Source organism: Streptomyces sp. NPDC036764 (assembly GCF_055609385.1).
On record NZ_JBVJPT010000005.1, the window covers coordinates 55985 to 73211 of the forward strand.

Here is a 17227-nt window from a genome sequence, read left to right on the forward strand (position 1 = left end):
GTCCTACAAAGGAGAACTCAGGCCTTGGGTACCCGCACGATCAGCGCGTCACCCTGACCGCCGCCACCGCACAGCGCGGCCGCACCGACGCCGCCGCCCCGCCGCTTCAGCTCCAGGGCCAGGTGCAGGACGAGCCGCGCACCGGACATACCGATCGGGTGCCCCAGGGCGATGGCTCCGCCGTTGACGTTCACCCTTTCCGTGGACACGCCGAGGTCCTTCATTGACTGCACGGCCACCGCGGCGAAGGCCTCGTTGATCTCGATGAGGTCGAGGTCGGAGACCTCCAGGCCCTCCTTCTTCAGGGCGTGCTGGATGGCGTTGGAGGGCTGGGACTGCAGGGAGTTGTCCGGGCCCGCCACGTTGCCGTGGGCGCCGATCTCGGCGATCCAGTCCAGGCCGAGCTCCTGCGCCTTGGCCTTGCTCATGACGACGACCGCGGCGGCGCCGTCCGAGATCTGCGACGCGGAACCCGCCGTGATCGTGCCGTCCTTCGAGAACGCCGGGCGCAGCTTGCCCAGGGACTCCGCCGTGGTGTCGCCGCGGATGCCCTCGTCCTTGCTGAACAGGACCGGGTCGCCCTTGCGCTGCGGGATCTCGACCGGGGTGATCTCGGCCTCGAAGAGGCCGTTCTTCTGCGCGGCGGCGGCGCGCTGGTGCGACAGGGCGGCGATCTCGTCCTGCTCGGGGCGCTGGATGCCGAGGCGGGTGTTGTGCTTCTCCGTGGACTCGCCCATGGCGATGCCCTCGAAGGAGTCGGTCAGGCCGTCGTGGGCCATCGCGTCGATCATCTCCACCGCGCCGTACTTGAAGCCCTCGCGGGACTTCGGCAGCAGGTGCGGGGCGTTGGTCATGGACTCCTGGCCGCCCGCGACGATCACGTCGAACTCGCCGGCGCGGATGAGCTGGTCCGCGAGCGCGATGGCGTCGAGGCCGGACAGACACACCTTGTTGATGGTGAGCGCCGGCACGTTCATCGGGATGCCGGCCTTGACCGCGGCCTGGCGCGCCGGGATCTGCCCTGCCCCGGCCTGGAGCACCTGGCCCATGATCACGTACTGCACCTGGTCGCCACCGATTCCCGCACGGTCGAGGGCGGCCTTGATCGCGAAGCCGCCGAGGTCGGCTCCGGAGAAGGACTTCAGTGAGCCGAGCAGCCGTCCCATAGGGGTACGGGCACCCGCGACGATCACGGAGGTCGTGCCGTTTCCAGAAGACATGAGGTGCGATCCCCTTCCAGCTTGAGCAGCCGAGGAGTGAACGAGGGTTTACTTCGAATGTACTGAGTGGCACTCCGTGCCGTCACCGGGCTGTCGGTGTGATCGCTGGCACGTTGCGTAACCACCGCAGGAGCGCTGCACTGAATTCCATGCTGACGCGAATCGACCACATCGGGATCGCCTGCTTCGACCTCGACAGGACTGTCGAGTTCTACCGGGCCACGTACGGCTTCGAGGTGTTCCACTCGGAGGTCAACGAGGAGCAGGGCGTCCGCGAGGCCATGCTCAAGATCAACGACACCTCCGACGGCGGCGCCTCCTACCTGCAGCTTCTCGAGCCCACGCGCCCGGACTCCACCGTCGCCAAGTGGCTCGACAAGAACGGTGAGGGTGTCCACCACATCGCTTTCGGTACGGCGGACGTCGACGCGGACGCCGACGACATCCGCTCCAAGGGCGTACGCGTGCTGTACGAAGAGCCCCGAATCGGCTCCATGGGGTCACGAATCACCTTCCTTCACCCAAAGGATTGCCACGGAGTACTGACAGAACTGGTCACTTCGGCGCCTGTTGAGTCACCTGAGCACTGACCCTCGTACATATGGGCCGGTAGGGTTGGGGGCGGTCGCTCCTCGACACGGGGTGGCCGCATGCCGGGGTCCGGGTTTCGGGGGGCGAGCGTCGGGGCAGCAGCCCATGCTCTGCCGATGATCTGACACCATTCCCCGGGGGCCCCGTTCGGCGGACGGACGGAGCCCGTTTGGCCAGACTTGCGACCAGGGGACGGATGGGACCGCGCAGTGCGGGGCTACGAACGCCAGGAGCGAGAGCCGGCGGCTGACGTCGACCACCTCTCTCGGTTCGAGGCCGAGATGGATCGGCTGAAGACCGAGCGGGAGAAGGCGATCCAGCACGCCGAGGACCTCGGCTACCAGGTCGAGGTGCTGCGCGCCAAGCTTCACGAGGCGCGGCGGACCATCATGTCCCGGCCCGCCTTCGACGGCGGGGACATCGGCTATCAGGCCGAGCAGTTGCTGCGCAACGCCCAGGTCCAGGCGGACCAGCTCCGCCAGGACGCCGAGCGTGAGCTCAGCCAGGCCCGGGCGCAGACGCAGCGCATCCTCCAGGAGCACGCGGAGAACGCGGCCCGTCTGCAGGCCGAGCTGCACCAGGAGGCGGTGACCCGCCGCCAGCAGCTCGACCAGGAGCTGGCCGAGCGCCGGCAGACCGTCGAGTCGCACGTCAACGAGAACGTGGCATGGGCCGAGCAGCTCCGCGCCCGCAGCGAGTCCCAGGCCCGCCGGCTTCTCGACGAGTCCCGCGCCGAGGCGGAGCAGGCCATGTCGGCCGCGCGCGCCGAGGCCGAGCGGCTCACCAGCGAGGCCCGGCAGCGTCTGACGGGCGCGGCCGAGGAGGCCCGTGCGGAGGCCGAGCAGATCCTGCTCCGGGCGCGCACGGACGCCGAGCGGCTGCTGAACGCCGCCTCGACGCAGGCCCAGGAGGCCACCGACCACGCCGAGCAACTGCGTACCTCCACCGTCTCGGAGTCGGACTCCGCTCGTCGCCAGGCGCAGGAGATGAGCCGCGCCGCCGAGCAGCGCATGACGGAGGCCGAGGAGGCGCTGCGCAAGGCGCAGTCCGAGGCCGAGAAGCTGGTCACCGAGGCGACGGCGGCCGCCGAGAAGGCGCTCGCGAACGCCGAGTCGGCCAACGAGCAGCGCATGCGTACGGCCAAGGAGCAGGTCGCCCGGCTGGTCAGCGAGGCCACCAAGGACGCCGAGTCCACCAAGGCGGACGCCGAGCAGGTCGTCGCCGATGCCCGCGCCGAGGCCGAGAAGATCGTCGCCGAGGCCGCCGAGAAGGCCCGCACGATCACCGCCGAGGAGAGCGCGACCCAGCTCTCCAAGGCGGCCAAGACCGCCGAGGACGTCCTCAACAAGGCGCAGGAGGACGCGCAGAACACCACCAAGGCCGCGGCCGAGGAGGCCGAGCGGATCCGCACGGAGGCCGAGGCCGAGGCGGACCGGCTGCGCGCCGAGGCGCACGACATCGCCGAACAGCTCAAGGGCTCGGCGAAGGACGACACCAAGGAGTACCGCGCCAAGACGGTCGAGCTGCAGGAGGAGGCGCGCCGGCTGCGCGGCGAGGCCGAGCACCTGCGCTCCGAGGCGGTCGCCGAGGGCGAGAAGATCCGCGCGGAGGCCCGCAAGGAGGCCGTCCAGCAGATCGAGGAGGCGGCCAAGACCGCCGAGGAGCTGCTGTCCAAGGCCCGGCAGGACGCGGACGACCTGCGCCAGAAGGCCACGACGGACAGCGAGAAGGTCCGCACCGAGGCCATCGAGCGCGCGACCACGCTGCGCCGGCAGGCCGAGGAGACCCTCCAGCGCACCCGCCAGGAGGCCGAGCGCCACCGCGACGAGGTCGTCGAGCAGGCCGAGGGCATCAAGGCCGACGCCGAGCAGGCCGCCCGTGAGCTGCGCGAGGAGACCGAGCGCGGCGTCGAGGCCCGCCGGGCTGAGGCCGCCGAGGAGCTGACGCGCCTTCACGCAGACGCCGAGCAGCGGCTCGCCGCGGCCGAGCAGGCGCTCACCGACGCCCGCGAGGAGGCCGCGCGCATCCGCCGCGAGGCCGCCGAGGAGACCGACCGGCTGCGCACCGAGGCCGCCGAGCGGATCCGCACGCTGCAGCAGCAGGCCGTGGAGGAGGCCGACCGGCTGCGCACCGAGGCCGCGTCGGACGCGTCCGCGTCCCGTGCCGAGGGCGAGGCCGTCGCCGTACGCCTGCGGTCGGAGGCCGCGGCCGAGGCCGAGCGGCTGAAGTCGGAGGCGCAGGACACCGCCGACCGGGTGCGTGCCGAGGCGCAGGCCGCCGCCGAGCGGCTCGCCACGGAGGCGTCCGAGACGCTGGCCGCCGCCCAGGAGGAGGCCACCCGGCGCCGTCGCGAGGCCGAGGAACTCCTCGGCTCCGCCCGCCAGGAGGCCGACCAGGAGCGCGAGCGGGCCCGCGAGCAGAGCGATGAGCTGCTGGCCGCGGCCCGGGCCCGGGTGGAGGAGGCGCAGGCCGAGGCGGTACGCCTGGTCGAGGAGGCGGACCGGCGCGCCACCGAGATGGTGTCGGGGGCCGAGCAGCACGCCCAGCAGGTCCGCGACTCCGTGTCCGGGCTGCACGAGCAGGCCCAGGAGGAGATCACCGGGCTGCGCAGCGCCGCCGAACACGCGGCGGACCGTACGCGCCGGGAGGCCGAGGAGGAGTCGGACCGGGTCCGGGCCGACGCCTACGCCGAGCGGGAGCGGGCGAGCGAGGACGCGGGCCGCGTGCGGCGCGAGGCGAACGAGGAGGCCGCCGCCGCCAAGTCCCTCGCCGAGCGCACCGTCGGGGAGGCCATCGCCGAGGCGGAGCGGCTGCGGTCGGACGCCACCGAGCACGCCCAGCGGATCCGCACCGAGGCCTCCGACAAGATCGCCGAGGCCGACCAGGCCGCGTCCCGCACCCGGGCGGACGCCCGCGAGGACGCCAACCGGATCCGGTCGGACGCGGCGACGCAGGCCGACACCCTCATCACCGAGGCGCGTTCGGAGGCGGAGCGGCTCCAGTCGGAGACCATCGCCGAGGCCGACCGGGTGCGCGCCGACGCCATCGCCAAGGCCGAGAAACTGGTCGGGGACGCCACATCGGAGGCGGAGCGGCTGCGTGCCGAGGCCGCCGAGACGGTGGGGTCGGCCCAGCAGCACGCCGAGCGGGTCCGCAGCGACTCCGAGCGCGTCAAGGCCGAGGCGGCCGCGGAGGCCGAGCGGCTGGTCAACGCGGCGCGCGAGGAGGCCGAGCGCACCCTCGACGAGGTCCGCAAGGACGCCAGCAAGCGGCGCCAGGACGTGGCCGAGCAGGTCGACAAGCTCATCACGGAGACCACCGCCGAGGCGGACAAGCTGCTCACCGAGGCACAGCAGCAGGCCCACAAGACGACCGCGGACGCCGAGGCGCAGGCCGACACCATGGTGGGCGCGGCCCGCAGCGAGGCCGACCGGCTGGTCTCCGAGGCGACGGTCGAGGGCAACTCGATGGTCGAGAAGGCCCGTACGGACGCGGACGAGCTGCTCGTCGGCGCCCGCCGGGACGCCACCTCGATAAGGGAGCGCGCGCAGGAGCTGCGCGACCGCATCACCGGCGAGATCGAGGACCTGCACGAGCGGGCCCGTCGCGAGGCCGCCGAGACGATGAAGTCGACCGGCGACCGCTGCGACGCCCTCATCAAGGCTTCCGAGGAGCAGCTCGCCAAGGCGCAGGCGAAGGCCAAGGAGCTGGTGTCGGAGGCCAACTCCGAGGCCGGCAAGGTCCGTATCGCCGCCGTCAAGAAGGCCGAGGGTCTGCTGAAGGAGGCCGAGCAGAAGCGCTCGACCCTCATCAGGGAGGCCGAGGAGCTCAAGGCCGAGGCGATCCGCGAGGCCAAGCGCACGGTGGAGGAGGGCAAGCGCGAGCTGGAGGTCCTCGTCCGCCGGCGCGAGGACATCAACGCCGAGATCTCGCGGGTCCAGGACGTCCTCGAGGCGCTGGAATCCTTCGAGACGCCGGGTGCCGGCAAGGACGGCGGGGTCAAGGCGGGTGCGACAGTCGGAGCACCCCGATCGGGTGGCAAGTCGTCAGAGGGCTAGCGTGTCGGACGGGTTCCGGTGTCTCCTGGGGGCCTTTGACCCGGTTTTTGGCAAGCCGCCCGACGGTTAGCCACTCAAAAGGGGTCTCATTCTCCAGATCAAACACGTATCCGCTCGATGACACACCGCTTCGGCCCCTAGGATTCCACTTATCACCTCACCGGTCTCTTTCGACAGGAACCCCATGAGCGACACTTCCCCCTACGGCTTCGAGCTTGTGCGGCGTGGGTACGACCGCGCTCAGGTGGACGAACGGATCTCCAAGCTCGTCTCCGACCGTGACAGCGCTCTCGCCCGCATCACCGCTCTGGAAAAGCGCATCGAGGAGCTCCACCTCGAGACGCAGAACGCCCAGGCCCAGGTAACCGACGCAGAGCCGTCGTACGCCGGCCTCGGCGCGCGTGTCGAGAAGATCCTCCGCCTCGCCGAGGAAGAGGCCAAGGATCTGCGCGAGGAGGCTCGTCGCGCGGCCGAGCAGCACCGCGAGCTCGCGGAGTCGGCGGCCCAGCAGGTCCGCAACGACGCAGAATCGTTCGCGGCGGAGCGCAAGTCCAAGGCCGAGGACGAAGGCGTCCGGATCGTCGAGAAGGCCAAGAGCGACGCCTCCCAGCTCCGCGCCGAGGCGCAGAAGGACGCGCAGTCCAAGCGCGAGGAGGCCGACGCCCTCTTCGAGGAGACCCGCGCCAAGGCCGCGCAGGCCGCCGCCGACTTCGAGACGAACCTCGCCAAGCGCCGCGAGCAGTCCGAGCGCGACCTGGCGTCGCGTCAGGCCAAGGCCGAGAAGCGTCTCGCCGAGATCGAGCACCGCGCCGAGCAGCTCCGCCTGGAGGCCGAGAAGCTGCGCACCGACGCCGAGCGCCGTGCCCGTCAGACGGTGGAGACGGCCCAGCGTCAGGCCGAGGACATCGTGGCCGACGCCAACGCCAAGGCCGACCGGATCCGTTCGGAATCCGAGCGCGAGCTCGCGGCTCTCACCAACCGCCGCGACAGCATCAACGCTCAGCTCACGAACGTCCGCGAGATGCTGGCGACCCTGACCGGCGCCGCGGTGGCCGCGACCGGTGCGCCCGCCGCCGAGGACGAGCCGATCACCCGTGGGGTGCCCGCGCAGCAGTCCCGGTAACGATCCGGCGCACGGCTGCTGAATTTTCGCAAAGCCCTCTGCCACTGGGGTGGCAGAGGGCTTTGTCCCGTTTTAGCGTGGGCGGCATGATCGAGCTCGAGGGGCTGACGAAGCGGTACGGCGACAAGGTGGCGGTCAACAACCTGACGTTCACGGTGAGACCGGGCATCGTCACTGGGTTCCTCGGCCCCAACGGCGCGGGCAAGTCGACCACCATGCGGATGATCCTGGGCCTGGACCGGCCGACCGCGGGCGACGTCCGTATCGACGGCAAGCACTACGACCGGCTCAAGGATCCGCTGACGTACATCGGTGCCCTGCTGGAGGCCAAGGCCTGGCACCCCGGACGCAGCGCCTACAACCATCTGCTGTGCATGGCGCAGAGCAACGGCATTCCTAACGGCCGGGTGCGGGAGGTACTGGACACGGTCGGGCTGGCCGCCGTCGCCAAGAAGAAGACCAAGGGCTTCTCGATGGGCATGGGCCAGCGGCTCGGCATCGCGGGCGCGCTGCTCGGCGATCCGCGGATCCTGATGTTCGACGAGCCGGTCAACGGCCTCGACCCCGAGGGCATCCACTGGATCCGGAACCTGATGAAGTCGCTGGCCGGCCAGGGCCGGACCGTCTTCGTCTCCTCCCACCTCATGAGCGAGATGGCCCTGACCGCCGACCATCTGGTCGTCATCGGACAGGGGCGGCTGCTCGCCGACACGTCCATGCCCGAGTTCATCGCACGCAACTCACGGGCGTACGTCCGTATCCGCACCCCGCAGCGCGAGCGGCTGCTCGACGTGCTGCACCAGGCCGGGATCACCGCCGTGCAGAACGGCAACGGCACCTTGGAGGTGGACGGCGGCAAGTCCGAGCAGATCGGGGAGCTGGCCGCGCGCCACCAGCTCGTGCTGCACGAGCTCAGTCCGCAACAGGCCTCCCTGGAGGAGGCGTTCATGCAGCTCACCGCGGAGTCGGTGGAGTACCACGCGCACGCCGAGGCGCCGCCGCAGCCCCAAGTGCAACAGCAGCAGTGGGGCGCGGACTGGAGGAGGAGCTGAGCATGGTGGTCACCCAGGTCGTCCGCTCCGAATGGACCAAGATCCGGTCCGTCGCCTCCACCGTGTGGACACTGTCCCTCGCCGTGGTGGTCACCATCGCCCTCGGCATGCTGATCTCGGCCCTGTCGAAGAACGAGTTCGGCGACATGAGCCGGCGCGACCAGCTCTCCTTCGACCCGACCTTCATCAGCTTCGCCGGGATGGGCCTCGGACAGCTCGCGCTGATCGTGTTCGGGGTGCTCGTCGTCTCGAACGAGTACAGCACCGGCATGATCCGCACCTCGCTGGCGGCCGTGCCGCAGCGCGGCACCTTCCTGTTCAGCAAGATCGCGGTGGCGACCGGGCTCTCCCTCGTCGTCGGCCTGGCCACCAGCTTCGTCACCTTCTTCCTCGGGCAGGCGATGCTCGGCCAGTACAAGGCCGAGATCGGCGACCCGGGCGTGCTGCGGGCGGTGATCGGCGGCGGGCTCTACATGGCCCTCATCGCGATGTTCTCGATGGGCGTCGCGGCGATGCTGCGCTCGCCGATGCTGTCCCTGGGCATCCTGATGCCGTTCTTCTTCCTGATCTCCAACATCCTCGGGAACGTCTCGGCGACCGAGAAGATCGGCCGCTATCTGCCCGACCAGGCCGGCAGCAAGATCATGCAGGTGGTCACCCCGGTCGACGACGACACTCCCTACGGCCCCTGGGGCGGGCTCGGGATCATGGTGCTGTGGGTGATCGCCGCAGTGGCCGGCGGTTACGTCACGCTCAAGAAGCGGGACGCATAGCGAGGGACACGCGCGGCGGGGGAGGGCAGGTGCGAAGGTTTTACTCGCTCTTGAGTGGAACCGTCAGCGCCTCGGTATCCTCCTAACCCTTACGGGGGGCGTGTGCCCCGCTGTCCTGAACCTTTCGATGGGTGCGGAGCATGATCGAGGCAGTCGGCCTGACCAAGCGCTACGGCGACAAGACCGCTGTGTACAACTTGTCCTTCCAGGTGCGGCCCGGCGCCGTCACCGGCTTCCTGGGCCCGAACGGCTCGGGCAAGTCGACGACGATGCGGATGATCCTCGGCCTGGACAACCCGACGGCAGGCCATGTCTCGATCGGCGGCTACCCGTACCGCAGGCTGCCCAACGCCCCCCGCCAGGTCGGCGCCCTGCTGGACGCCAAGGCGGTGCACGGCGGCCGCGCCGCGCGCAACCACCTGCTGAGCCTGGCCCAGCTCTCCGGCATCCCCGCCCGGCGGGTCGACGAGGTGCTCGGCGTGGTCGGCCTCCAGGACGTGGCCAAGCGGCGCTCCAAGGGCTTCTCGCTCGGCATGGGCCAGCGGCTCGGCATCGCCGCGGCACTGCTCGGCGACCCGCAGGTGCTGCTGTTCGACGAGCCGGTCAACGGCCTCGACCCCGAGGGCATCCTCTGGGTGCGGAACCTGATGAAGTCGCTGGCGGCCGAGGGCCGTACCGTCTTCGTCTCCTCCCACCTCATGAGCGAGATGGCGCTGACCGCCGACCACCTCATCGTCATCGGGCGCGGCCAGCTCCTGGCCGACATGAGCGTCAAGGACTTCATCGCCGCTAACTCCGCGGGCTTCGCCCGGGTCCGTACGCCCGACACCGAGCCGCAGCTCCGCGAGAAGCTGGCCGGCGCGCTCACCGAGGCGGGCGGCCATGTGCTGCCCGAGCAGGACGGCGCGCTCAGGGTGACCGGGCTGGCGCTCCCCCGCATCAGCGACATCGCGCACGACTCCGACGTACGGCTGTGGGAGCTGTCGCCGCACCAGGCCTCGCTGGAGGAGGCGTACATGCGGATGACGCAGGGCGCGGTCGACTACCGCTCCACCATCGACCAGAAGGAAGGGCTCCAGCAGCCGCTGCCGCCAGGCGCGCAGCCGCCGATGCCGGTGCCCGGTCAGGGCCAGCCGGGCTGGTACGCCCCGCCGCCGCCCCAGCAGGGCGGCCAGCCGTACGCTCCGCAGCAGGGCCAACAGGGCGGCCAGCCGTACGCCGCGCAGCCGGGCCAGGCGGGTCCGTACGGCGCCCCGGCGGCACCCGGTGCGGCTCCCAACCCGTACGCGCAGACGGCCCCCCAGGCGCCCTTCACGGCCCCGGGCCAGGCTCCGGCGCAGCCCGCGCCGCCGGCCGCTCAGAACCCCGCCCAGGCGCCCGCGAGCGCTCCTGCCGGCGCGCCCGCGCCCCAGCCGCCCGTCGCCCCGGCCGCCCCGGCCACTCCCGCCGCCCCGACCCAGCCCGAGGACGCCCGATGAGCACGCCCCAGCCCCCGATGCCGCAGACCGCCGCACCGAACTGGCAGGCGGCGCCCGGCTCCCCGTACCCCACCTACACCTCGCCGATCCCCGTGGTGCGCACGCACCTCGGGCACGCGCTCGCCTCGGAGTGGACGAAGATCCGCTCGGTGCGCTCCACGATGTGGACGCTCGGCGTGTTCGTGCTGCTCGTCGTCGGCATCGGCCTGGGCGCCGCGGCGCTGGTCTCCGCCAACTCCTCCGAGGAGGGGCTGGCCGGCCAGAACCCGCTGTCGTTCGGCTTCTTCGGGCTGCTGCTCGGCAGCATGTGCATCATCACGCTCGGCGTGCTGACCACGGCCTCGGAGTACGGCACCGGCATGATCCGCACCACGATGACCGCGTGCCCGACGCGTGGCCGGGTATTGGCGGCCAAGGCGATCGTGTTCTTCGTCGTCGCGTTCGTCGTGACGCTGACGTCGTCCGTCCTGGTCGCCCTCGCCGACGTGGCCATGCTGGAGGGCTCGCGCGAGCCGACCGGTCAGGAGTGGCTGAAGGGCACGGTCGGCATCTCGTTCTACATCGCGCTGCTCGGCCTGCTCTCGCTGGTCGTCGGCTCGATCATCCGGCACTCGGCGGGCGCGGTCACGATCATGATCGGTGTTCTGCTGGCCCCGCTGGTCATCGCTCTGTTCATGTTCTCGGAGTCGCTGAAGGACCTCCAGCAGGCCCTGTTCGAGTACTCCATCCCGAACCAGCTCAGCGTCTTCTACGCCCAGTCCCTGTCCGAGTCCGGCCCGTCCGGCTGGGACCCGCTGTGGATCATGCTCGGTATCACGGCGGCCGCGTTCGCCGGCGCCTTCGCACTGCTGGAGAAGCGGGACGTGTGAGCCTGCCCGGCTAGAACCTCGGCGCGCTCCTGGACCGCTGCACCCTTGTGGTGCGGCGGTCCTTCGCGTTCCAGCACGCCTTGTGCCAGTGGCGGCGGTCGTCCACGCCCGCGTGGTCCGGCCAGGCGACCACGTGCGGGACGCCGTCCGGGATCATCTGCTCACAGCCCGGGCAGCGGTACGCCTTGCCCTGCGCGCTCGCGCCCGCCACATGCCGTACGTTCCACTCCTCGCCGTCCCAGCTCTCCGAGGACTGCCAGCCGCCGTAGCGGCCGGGACGGTCGTCCTCGGCGCTGCGACCGGACGAGACAGCGTCCTTGGGGCCGTTGGGTCGGTTGCGACGCGGGGACACGGAACACCTCACGGGGCTATACAGGATGCACGGGTCGCATCCAGCCTACGCGGCACGGACAGGGGTAGTCGTCCGGCACCAACCCCCACAAGTCCCTCACGCCGGCCACCGATTCTGCAGACAATCCGCAAATCTCTTCGCCAAGCCGTGTCCTCGGCACGTGTCAGACGGTTATGCCCGGTGGGGGAGCTCCGCGTCGGAGCCAAGGAAGCGGGAAACAGCAATGCGCGTAGGAAGTTTCGTACTGGCGGCCCGGTTCCCGGGCCAGGGCGATGGGGAGGCGCTGCACCGCGCGGTCCGCTCCGCCGAGGTCGCCGAGGAGGCGGGGCTCGACTCGGTCTGGCTGGCCGAGCACCACTTCGTGCCGTACGGCACCTGTCCGTCCGCGATCACCCTGGCCGCCTTACTGCTCGGCCGCACCAGCCGGCTGCGCGTCGGCACCGCGGTGAGCGTACTGCCCACGGCCCACCCGGTGGCCCTCGGCGAGCAGGCGGCACTGCTGCACATCACCTCCGGAGGACGGTTCTCGCTGGGTGTGGGGCGCGGCGGGCCCTGGGTCGACCTGGAGGTCTTCGGGCAGGGCCTCAAGGCGTACGAGGAGGGGTTCCCGGAATCACTCGATCTGTTGGTGCGCTGGCTGCGCGAGCCCTCGGTCGCGGCCGCCGGCGAGCGGTTCGGCTTCCGCGAGGTCGCCGTCGTACCGAGGCCGTCGGACTGCCTCACGGACGTCGAGGGCCCCGAGGTCGTCGTCGCGTGCACCTCGCCGCACAGCGTGCGGCTCGCGGCCGAGCGCGGGCTGCCGATGCTGCTCGGCATGCATGTGGGCGACGAGGAGAAGGCGGAGATGGTCGCCCTGTGGCGGGAGCACGCCCGCGCGGCGGGGCGGCCGGTGGACGAGATCCGTGGCGCGGCCCATGTGTCGGCCGGCGTCTGCCAGATCGCGGACCGGCGCACGGACGCGGTGGAGACCCTGACGAAGGCGATGCCGGGCTGGCTGCGGCAGGGCTTGGAGGCCCATGTGACGGTCGACGGCCGCCATCGTGCGATGCGCGACCCGCTGGCGTACACCGAACTGCTCTGCGGGCTGCACCCGGTGGGCACGCCGCGCCTGTGTGCCGACCGCCTGGCGGCGACCAGCGAGCGGACCGGGATCTCCCGCTTCGCCCTGCTGGTCGAGGGTTCGGGCGACCTGGCGGCGACCGAGGAGAACGTACGACGGCTGGGCGCCGAAGTGCTGCCGCACCTCGGCTGAGCCGGCCGGTGCGCACCGAACGCCCCGGGCCGCCAGAGGGCTTGCCGCCCCAGTACTGAATGCACCTCCCGCGTATGGAGCGGCAAGCAAGCGACTCAGTGCGTCAGCAGTCCCTGAACTCCGGGGACTGGTTCAACACCTGACTGCGCACCGAGGTGAAGCGGGACAGCGTCCCGTCGACCGAGGAGTCAAGCGGGAACACAGCCACCCGGTGGCAGTTCTGGAAGGCCAGTCGCACCCCGAAGTGCCGCTGTAGCGCGCCGCGTATCGCGTCACTCGCAAGCGCACGCAGCAACTGGCCACGTGCCTGCTCGTCCGGCGGGGGCGTCTGGTTGTCGGCGAACGAGCCGCCGTCGACCTTTAGCTGGGCCACCAGGGAGCTGATCATCTCCCATGCATAGGGCAGGGAGGTCCGGACGCAGTCGACGAAGGCGGCTTCGTCGACCTCGCCTCGCTCGGCCTGTTCGAGTAGGGCCGGTGAGACGTCGAGCGACATGGGTTCTCCTCTCGCACCCCCGCAGCAGCAGGGGTTGCCGGACAGATGAGGGAGTTCGCGATATCGGACACTCTGTGTACACGCCTCGCGACCTCCCGTTTAATACGGTAGGCAACAGACGGTGACCGCACCAGGAGAATGCGCACATGGGCGGGCCCCGTTGGGCTCACAATCGGCCAGAAATGAACAGGGGCAGTCCGGGGTCTTACGGACTCCCCCAGGGCGAATCGCGTCGACACCGGCCCGTCGAGTAGCGTTGCCGACCATGCGTCTCGTCATTGCCCGATGCTCCGTCGACTACGCGGGCCGGCTCACCGCCCATCTGCCCTCGGCGCCCCGTCTGATCCTGGTCAAGGCGGACGGCAGCGTCTCGATCCACGCGGACGACCGGGCCTACAAGCCCCTCAACTGGATGTCGCCGCCCTGCACTCTGAAGGAGGGGGACGGCGAGCAGCAGGACGTCTGGACGGTCACCAACAAAGCGGGCGAGAAGCTGATCATCACGATGGAGGAAATCCTCCACGATTCCTCGCACGAACTGGGTGTGGACCCCGGTCTGATCAAGGACGGCGTGGAAGCGCACCTCCAGGAACTCCTCGCCGACCGCATCGAGACGCTGGGCGAGGGTTACACGCTCATCCGCCGCGAGTACATGACGGCCATCGGGCCGGTCGACATCCTGTGCCGGGACGCGGAAGGCCGCACGGTCGCGGTCGAGATCAAGCGGCGCGGCGAGATCGACGGCGTGGAGCAGCTCACGCGCTACCTGGAGTTGCTGAACCGCGACCCGCATCTCGCGCCGGTACACGGCATCTTCGCGGCCCAGGAGATCAAGCCCCAGGCCCGGGTCCTCGCCACGGACCGCGGCATCGGCTGCCAGGTCCTGGACTACGACGCGATGCGCGGCATCGAGGACGACAAGCTGCGGTTGTTCTAGGACCGCGGTCCATCGGCGCTTCCCTCTTCCCGCCGCAACGGCGCTCAGCCCCCACGACGTTGTCCGGGGGTACCGAACCGACCTGAGGCACGGTTGGCACCGCCGAAACGCGCCATAGGAGCTGAGCGCCGCTGCGGCGGACAATGTTTGGCCGGGGACGGGTGCCGGGGTCACGACGGTCGTCGCGCCCCGAACAGTCCGTCGCCCACCGGCAGTGGGCCGAATCACCAACCGTCACTCGGACCACCGGCCATGGGGCGGATCCCCTGGCAGTGGGCCGCATCACCAACCGTCACTCGGACCACCGGCCACGGGTCGGATCCCCTGGCAGTGGGCCGCATCACCAACCGTCACTCGGACCACCGGCCACGGGTCGGATCCCCTGGCAGTGGGCCGAAGCACCCACCGCCGCTCGGGTCGCCGGCCCTGGGTCAGATCAGCGAGTCCGCGCCCGCGCTCGGGGTGTCCGCCCGCGTCGACGTCGGCGCGCTCGCCGAGGTGGTGGTCTCCGCCGGGCTGGAGGAGGCCGGCCCGCTCGCCGAGGTCGAGGAGGTCGGGGGTTCCGTCGGGTCGTCCGTCGGAGTCGGGTCGTCCGTCGGGGTCGGATCGTCCGTGGGCGTCGGATCGTCCGTCGGCGTCGGGTCATCCGTCGGCGTGGGCGGCCTCGTCGGGGAGGACGGCGGCTTGGTCGGGGACGACGGCGGCTTCGTCGGGGAGTGCGTGGCGCCGCCGCTCGAACCCTGCGTCCCGGTCGGGCCGTCCGACGGGTCCGTCGGGTCGTCCGTCGGGGTCGGGTCGTCCGACGTGCCGAAGGTGCCGTCGGGGCCCGGATCCGTCGGCCGGCTTGTGGCCGTACCGGTGTCGCCGGAACCCTTGTCCTCGTTGCTCTCCACCTTGTCCGCGCCCAGACTGTCGTCACCGGGGCCCTGGCTGGCGGACGGGTTGACGCCGACCTGGTTGGACGGGGCATTGGGGTCGTTGTCGGACGTGGCGCCGAGCGTCACCACCGTGCCGAGCACCGCCACGAGCAGTGCGCCCGCGCCGGCCGCGACGAGGTTGCGCCGCGCGAAGCTACGGATGCCGCCGCGACCCTTGTGCGAGGCGACAGGGGACGACGAGGCCTGGTGGGTGACCAGCGTCGTGGTGTCGCCGGCGGGCAGGAACGCGGCCGGCACGCCGCCGGGCGGCGACTGCGACTCCTCGTAGCGCGCGTCCGGCACCTCCTCCCCCGCGGTCGCGGAGAACGCGGCCACCCCCGGCGCCGTACCGGAGCGGTCGGAGACCAGCGCGAGGGCGCGCCGCCCGGCGACGGTGCCGCGCTTGTCGGCGAGGGCACCGCGCAGGCCGATGGAGGTCTCCAGCTCGGCACGGGCCCGGTCCAGTCGGCCGCCGCAGAGCGCGAGGATGCCCAACTCGTGGTGGAAGTAGGCCTGTTCGGACACGTCACCGGCGAGGCGCGCGGCCTCGGCACCGGCGCGCAGCGCCCGCTCCCAGGCGCTCCAGTGCAACCCCGCGGCGAACGCGGGCGCCGCCGTGCGGGCGAGCTGCACGGTCGGGCTCTCCTCGCCCTCGGCGGGCGGTGTGGTGGAGGGCACGAGCACACTCAGCGCGGCGAGCACGGCATCGGCCTCGGCGGACACCCGCTCCGGCGTGACCGAGGGGTGCCCGGCCCACCAGGCGTAGTGCTGCACGACGGTGCGGGCGTCGCTCTGGGCGTCCTCGCCGTACCCGGCGGCCTCGAGCTGGACCTGCACCCCGGCGGCGAGCCGGTAGCGGGAGCCGACCGGCGAGACCAGCCCGCAGTCGGCCAGCTCGCCCAGCGCCGCGTCCGCGTGGGTGTCACCGACGAGCGCGGGCAGATGCGCCTGGTGCGGCACCTCGCCGCCGAGCGCGACGGCGAACCTCAGGGTGGTGCGGGCGGAGGCGCTGAGCCGCGAGGCGAGCAGCCGTGCCGGTCCCGCCGCCTCGCCGAGCGAGGGCAGAGGTGTCTCCTCGCCGCCGCCCTCGGAGTCCGTCGGGCCGTCGAAGGGCGCGTCGTTCGGCGGGGCGTCCTCGAAGACGCCGTACTCGTCGACGGCGTCCGCGCCGGCCCGCAGCCGGTCGCGTTGCCGCAGCAGCGCCCCGGCCTGGACGAACCTCAGGGGCAGGCCCTCGGACTCGAACCACAGGTCGCCGGCCCAGTTCGCCTCGTCCTCGGTGAGGACCCGGCCGATGCCGCGCTCCAGGAGGTCCACGCTCGCGGCACGGTCGAGCCCGCCGAGGGCGACCTCCTCGATGCCGGAGTCGGCGGACGGCGCGGGCACCTCGGGCGTGGCGCCGAGCAGGAAGGCGCACTCGGGGGTCGCGTCCAGCAGTTCGTCGAGCGCGGCGCCGCCGAACTCGACGTCGTCCACGACGACGACGGCACCGATCTCACGGACGCGCGCGAGCAGTTCGTCCTGGTCCGGGCGGTACAGGGGCGCGCTGTACACGGAGTAGAAGAGGTCGTACAGCAGATCGGCGGGCGTGCGGTGGAAGCCGGTGAGGCGGACCACGCCGTCGGGGGCGAGGTCCTCGCAGTCCTCGGCGACGAGGTCGAGCAGGCTGGTGCGGCCCGCGCCACGGGCGCCGACCAGACGTACGGAGCGGCCGCGGGCGAGCATCCGTACGAGCTGTTCGCGCTCGTCCTGGCGGGCCAGCAGCGGCTGTGCGGGACGGGTCGGTCCGGGTGGGACCGGCGGCTTGGCGGCACGGTCGGCCTCGGCGCGTTCGGCCGGGGTCAGCTTCTCGGGCCGCCCTGGACGCTCCGCCTGCGGGCAGACCTCGATCTCGCTGCCGTCGACGGGATTGACCGTGAGCAGGAAGTCGCCGGAGACCAGTTGCACCGTGCGGGCGAGTGCGGGTGTGTGCTGGCCGAAGTCGGGTGTGAGGGGATCCCTGGGCGGGCGCGGGCGCGACGACTGGCCGTCGGCGTCATGGCCGTACCCCTCGGGTCCCCGGTTGTTCGGGTCCATAGGTTTCAAGCCCCCCAAAAGCGTCGTGTGCAG

General features: G+C 71.4%; 13 protein-coding genes. 9 read left to right on the forward strand and 4 right to left on the reverse strand.

The annotated features are described in order from the left end of the window. Positions 1-17 precede the first annotated feature (17 nt). A complete protein-coding gene (locus ACZ69Q_RS20945) occupies positions 18-1220 on the reverse strand; it encodes an acetyl-CoA C-acetyltransferase (RefSeq protein ID WP_471043874.1) in 1203 nt (400 codons plus the stop codon). A gap of 149 nt (positions 1221-1369) precedes the next feature. On the opposite strand from ACZ69Q_RS20945, the gene mce reads away from it, so the two are divergent. The 7 genes from mce (at position 1370) to ACZ69Q_RS20980 (ending at position 11164) form a co-directional block, all read left to right on the forward strand. Further along, on the forward strand, positions 1370-1810 hold the full coding sequence (gene mce / locus ACZ69Q_RS20950; protein ID WP_471043876.1) for a methylmalonyl-CoA epimerase: 441 nt from the start codon (positions 1370-1372) through the stop codon (positions 1808-1810). Between the two features lie 210 nt (positions 1811-2020). Beyond that, positions 2021-5869 carry a polarized growth protein Scy gene (gene scy, locus ACZ69Q_RS20955; protein WP_471043879.1) on the forward strand — a complete coding sequence of 1283 codons (3849 nt, stop codon included), beginning with the start codon at positions 2021-2023 and terminating at the stop codon, positions 5867-5869. 184 nt (positions 5870-6053) lie between these two features. Beyond that, complete coding sequence (locus ACZ69Q_RS20960) at positions 6054-6992, forward strand: coiled-coil domain-containing protein (protein WP_125524869.1); 939 nt, start codon at positions 6054-6056, stop codon at positions 6990-6992. Between the two features lie 86 nt (positions 6993-7078). Next, a complete protein-coding gene (locus ACZ69Q_RS20965) occupies positions 7079-8044 on the forward strand; it encodes an ABC transporter ATP-binding protein (RefSeq protein ID WP_471043883.1) in 966 nt (321 codons plus the stop codon). 2 nt (positions 8045-8046) lie between these two features. Beyond that, entirely contained in the window at positions 8047-8817 is a 771-nt protein-coding gene (locus ACZ69Q_RS20970) for an ABC transporter permease (RefSeq protein ID WP_471043885.1), read from the forward strand. 140 nt (positions 8818-8957) lie between these two features. Continuing rightward, positions 8958-10295, forward strand: a complete 1338-nt coding sequence (locus tag ACZ69Q_RS20975) for an ABC transporter ATP-binding protein (protein WP_471043888.1) — start codon at positions 8958-8960, stop codon at positions 10293-10295. Further along, complete coding sequence (locus tag ACZ69Q_RS20980) at positions 10292-11164, forward strand: ABC transporter permease (protein WP_471043891.1); 873 nt, start codon at positions 10292-10294, stop codon at positions 11162-11164. The genes ACZ69Q_RS20975 and ACZ69Q_RS20980 overlap by 4 nt, the downstream gene beginning before the upstream one ends. A gap of 10 nt (positions 11165-11174) precedes the next feature. Here ACZ69Q_RS20980 and ACZ69Q_RS20985 read toward each other — a convergent pair whose 3' ends face one another. Next, positions 11175-11516: an ATP/GTP-binding protein gene (locus tag ACZ69Q_RS20985; protein WP_471043893.1), complete on the reverse strand. Its 342-nt coding sequence runs from the start codon at positions 11514-11516 to the stop codon at positions 11175-11177. A gap of 223 nt (positions 11517-11739) precedes the next feature. On the opposite strand from ACZ69Q_RS20985, the gene ACZ69Q_RS20990 reads away from it, so the two are divergent. Then, entirely contained in the window at positions 11740-12768 is a 1029-nt protein-coding gene (locus tag ACZ69Q_RS20990) for an LLM class flavin-dependent oxidoreductase (protein WP_471043896.1), read from the forward strand. A 103-nt stretch (positions 12769-12871) separates the two neighbouring features. Here ACZ69Q_RS20990 and ACZ69Q_RS20995 read toward each other — a convergent pair whose 3' ends face one another. Further along, complete coding sequence (locus tag ACZ69Q_RS20995; protein ID WP_471043898.1) at positions 12872-13264, reverse strand: SCO5389 family protein; 393 nt, start codon at positions 13262-13264, stop codon at positions 12872-12874. 265 nt (positions 13265-13529) lie between these two features. Here ACZ69Q_RS20995 and nucS point away from each other — a divergent pair, with 265 nt between their 5' ends. Next, positions 13530-14201 carry an endonuclease NucS gene (gene nucS, locus ACZ69Q_RS21000; RefSeq protein ID WP_380844550.1) on the forward strand — a complete coding sequence of 224 codons (672 nt, stop codon included), beginning with the start codon at positions 13530-13532 and terminating at the stop codon, positions 14199-14201. A gap of 431 nt (positions 14202-14632) precedes the next feature. On the opposite strand, the gene ACZ69Q_RS21005 is transcribed toward nucS, so the two are convergent. Further along, the gene (locus ACZ69Q_RS21005) at positions 14633-17194 is read right to left on the reverse strand and encodes an ATP-binding protein (RefSeq protein WP_471043901.1); all 2562 of its coding nucleotides are present in this window, start codon (positions 17192-17194) and stop codon (positions 14633-14635) included. Positions 17195-17227 lie beyond the last annotated feature (33 nt).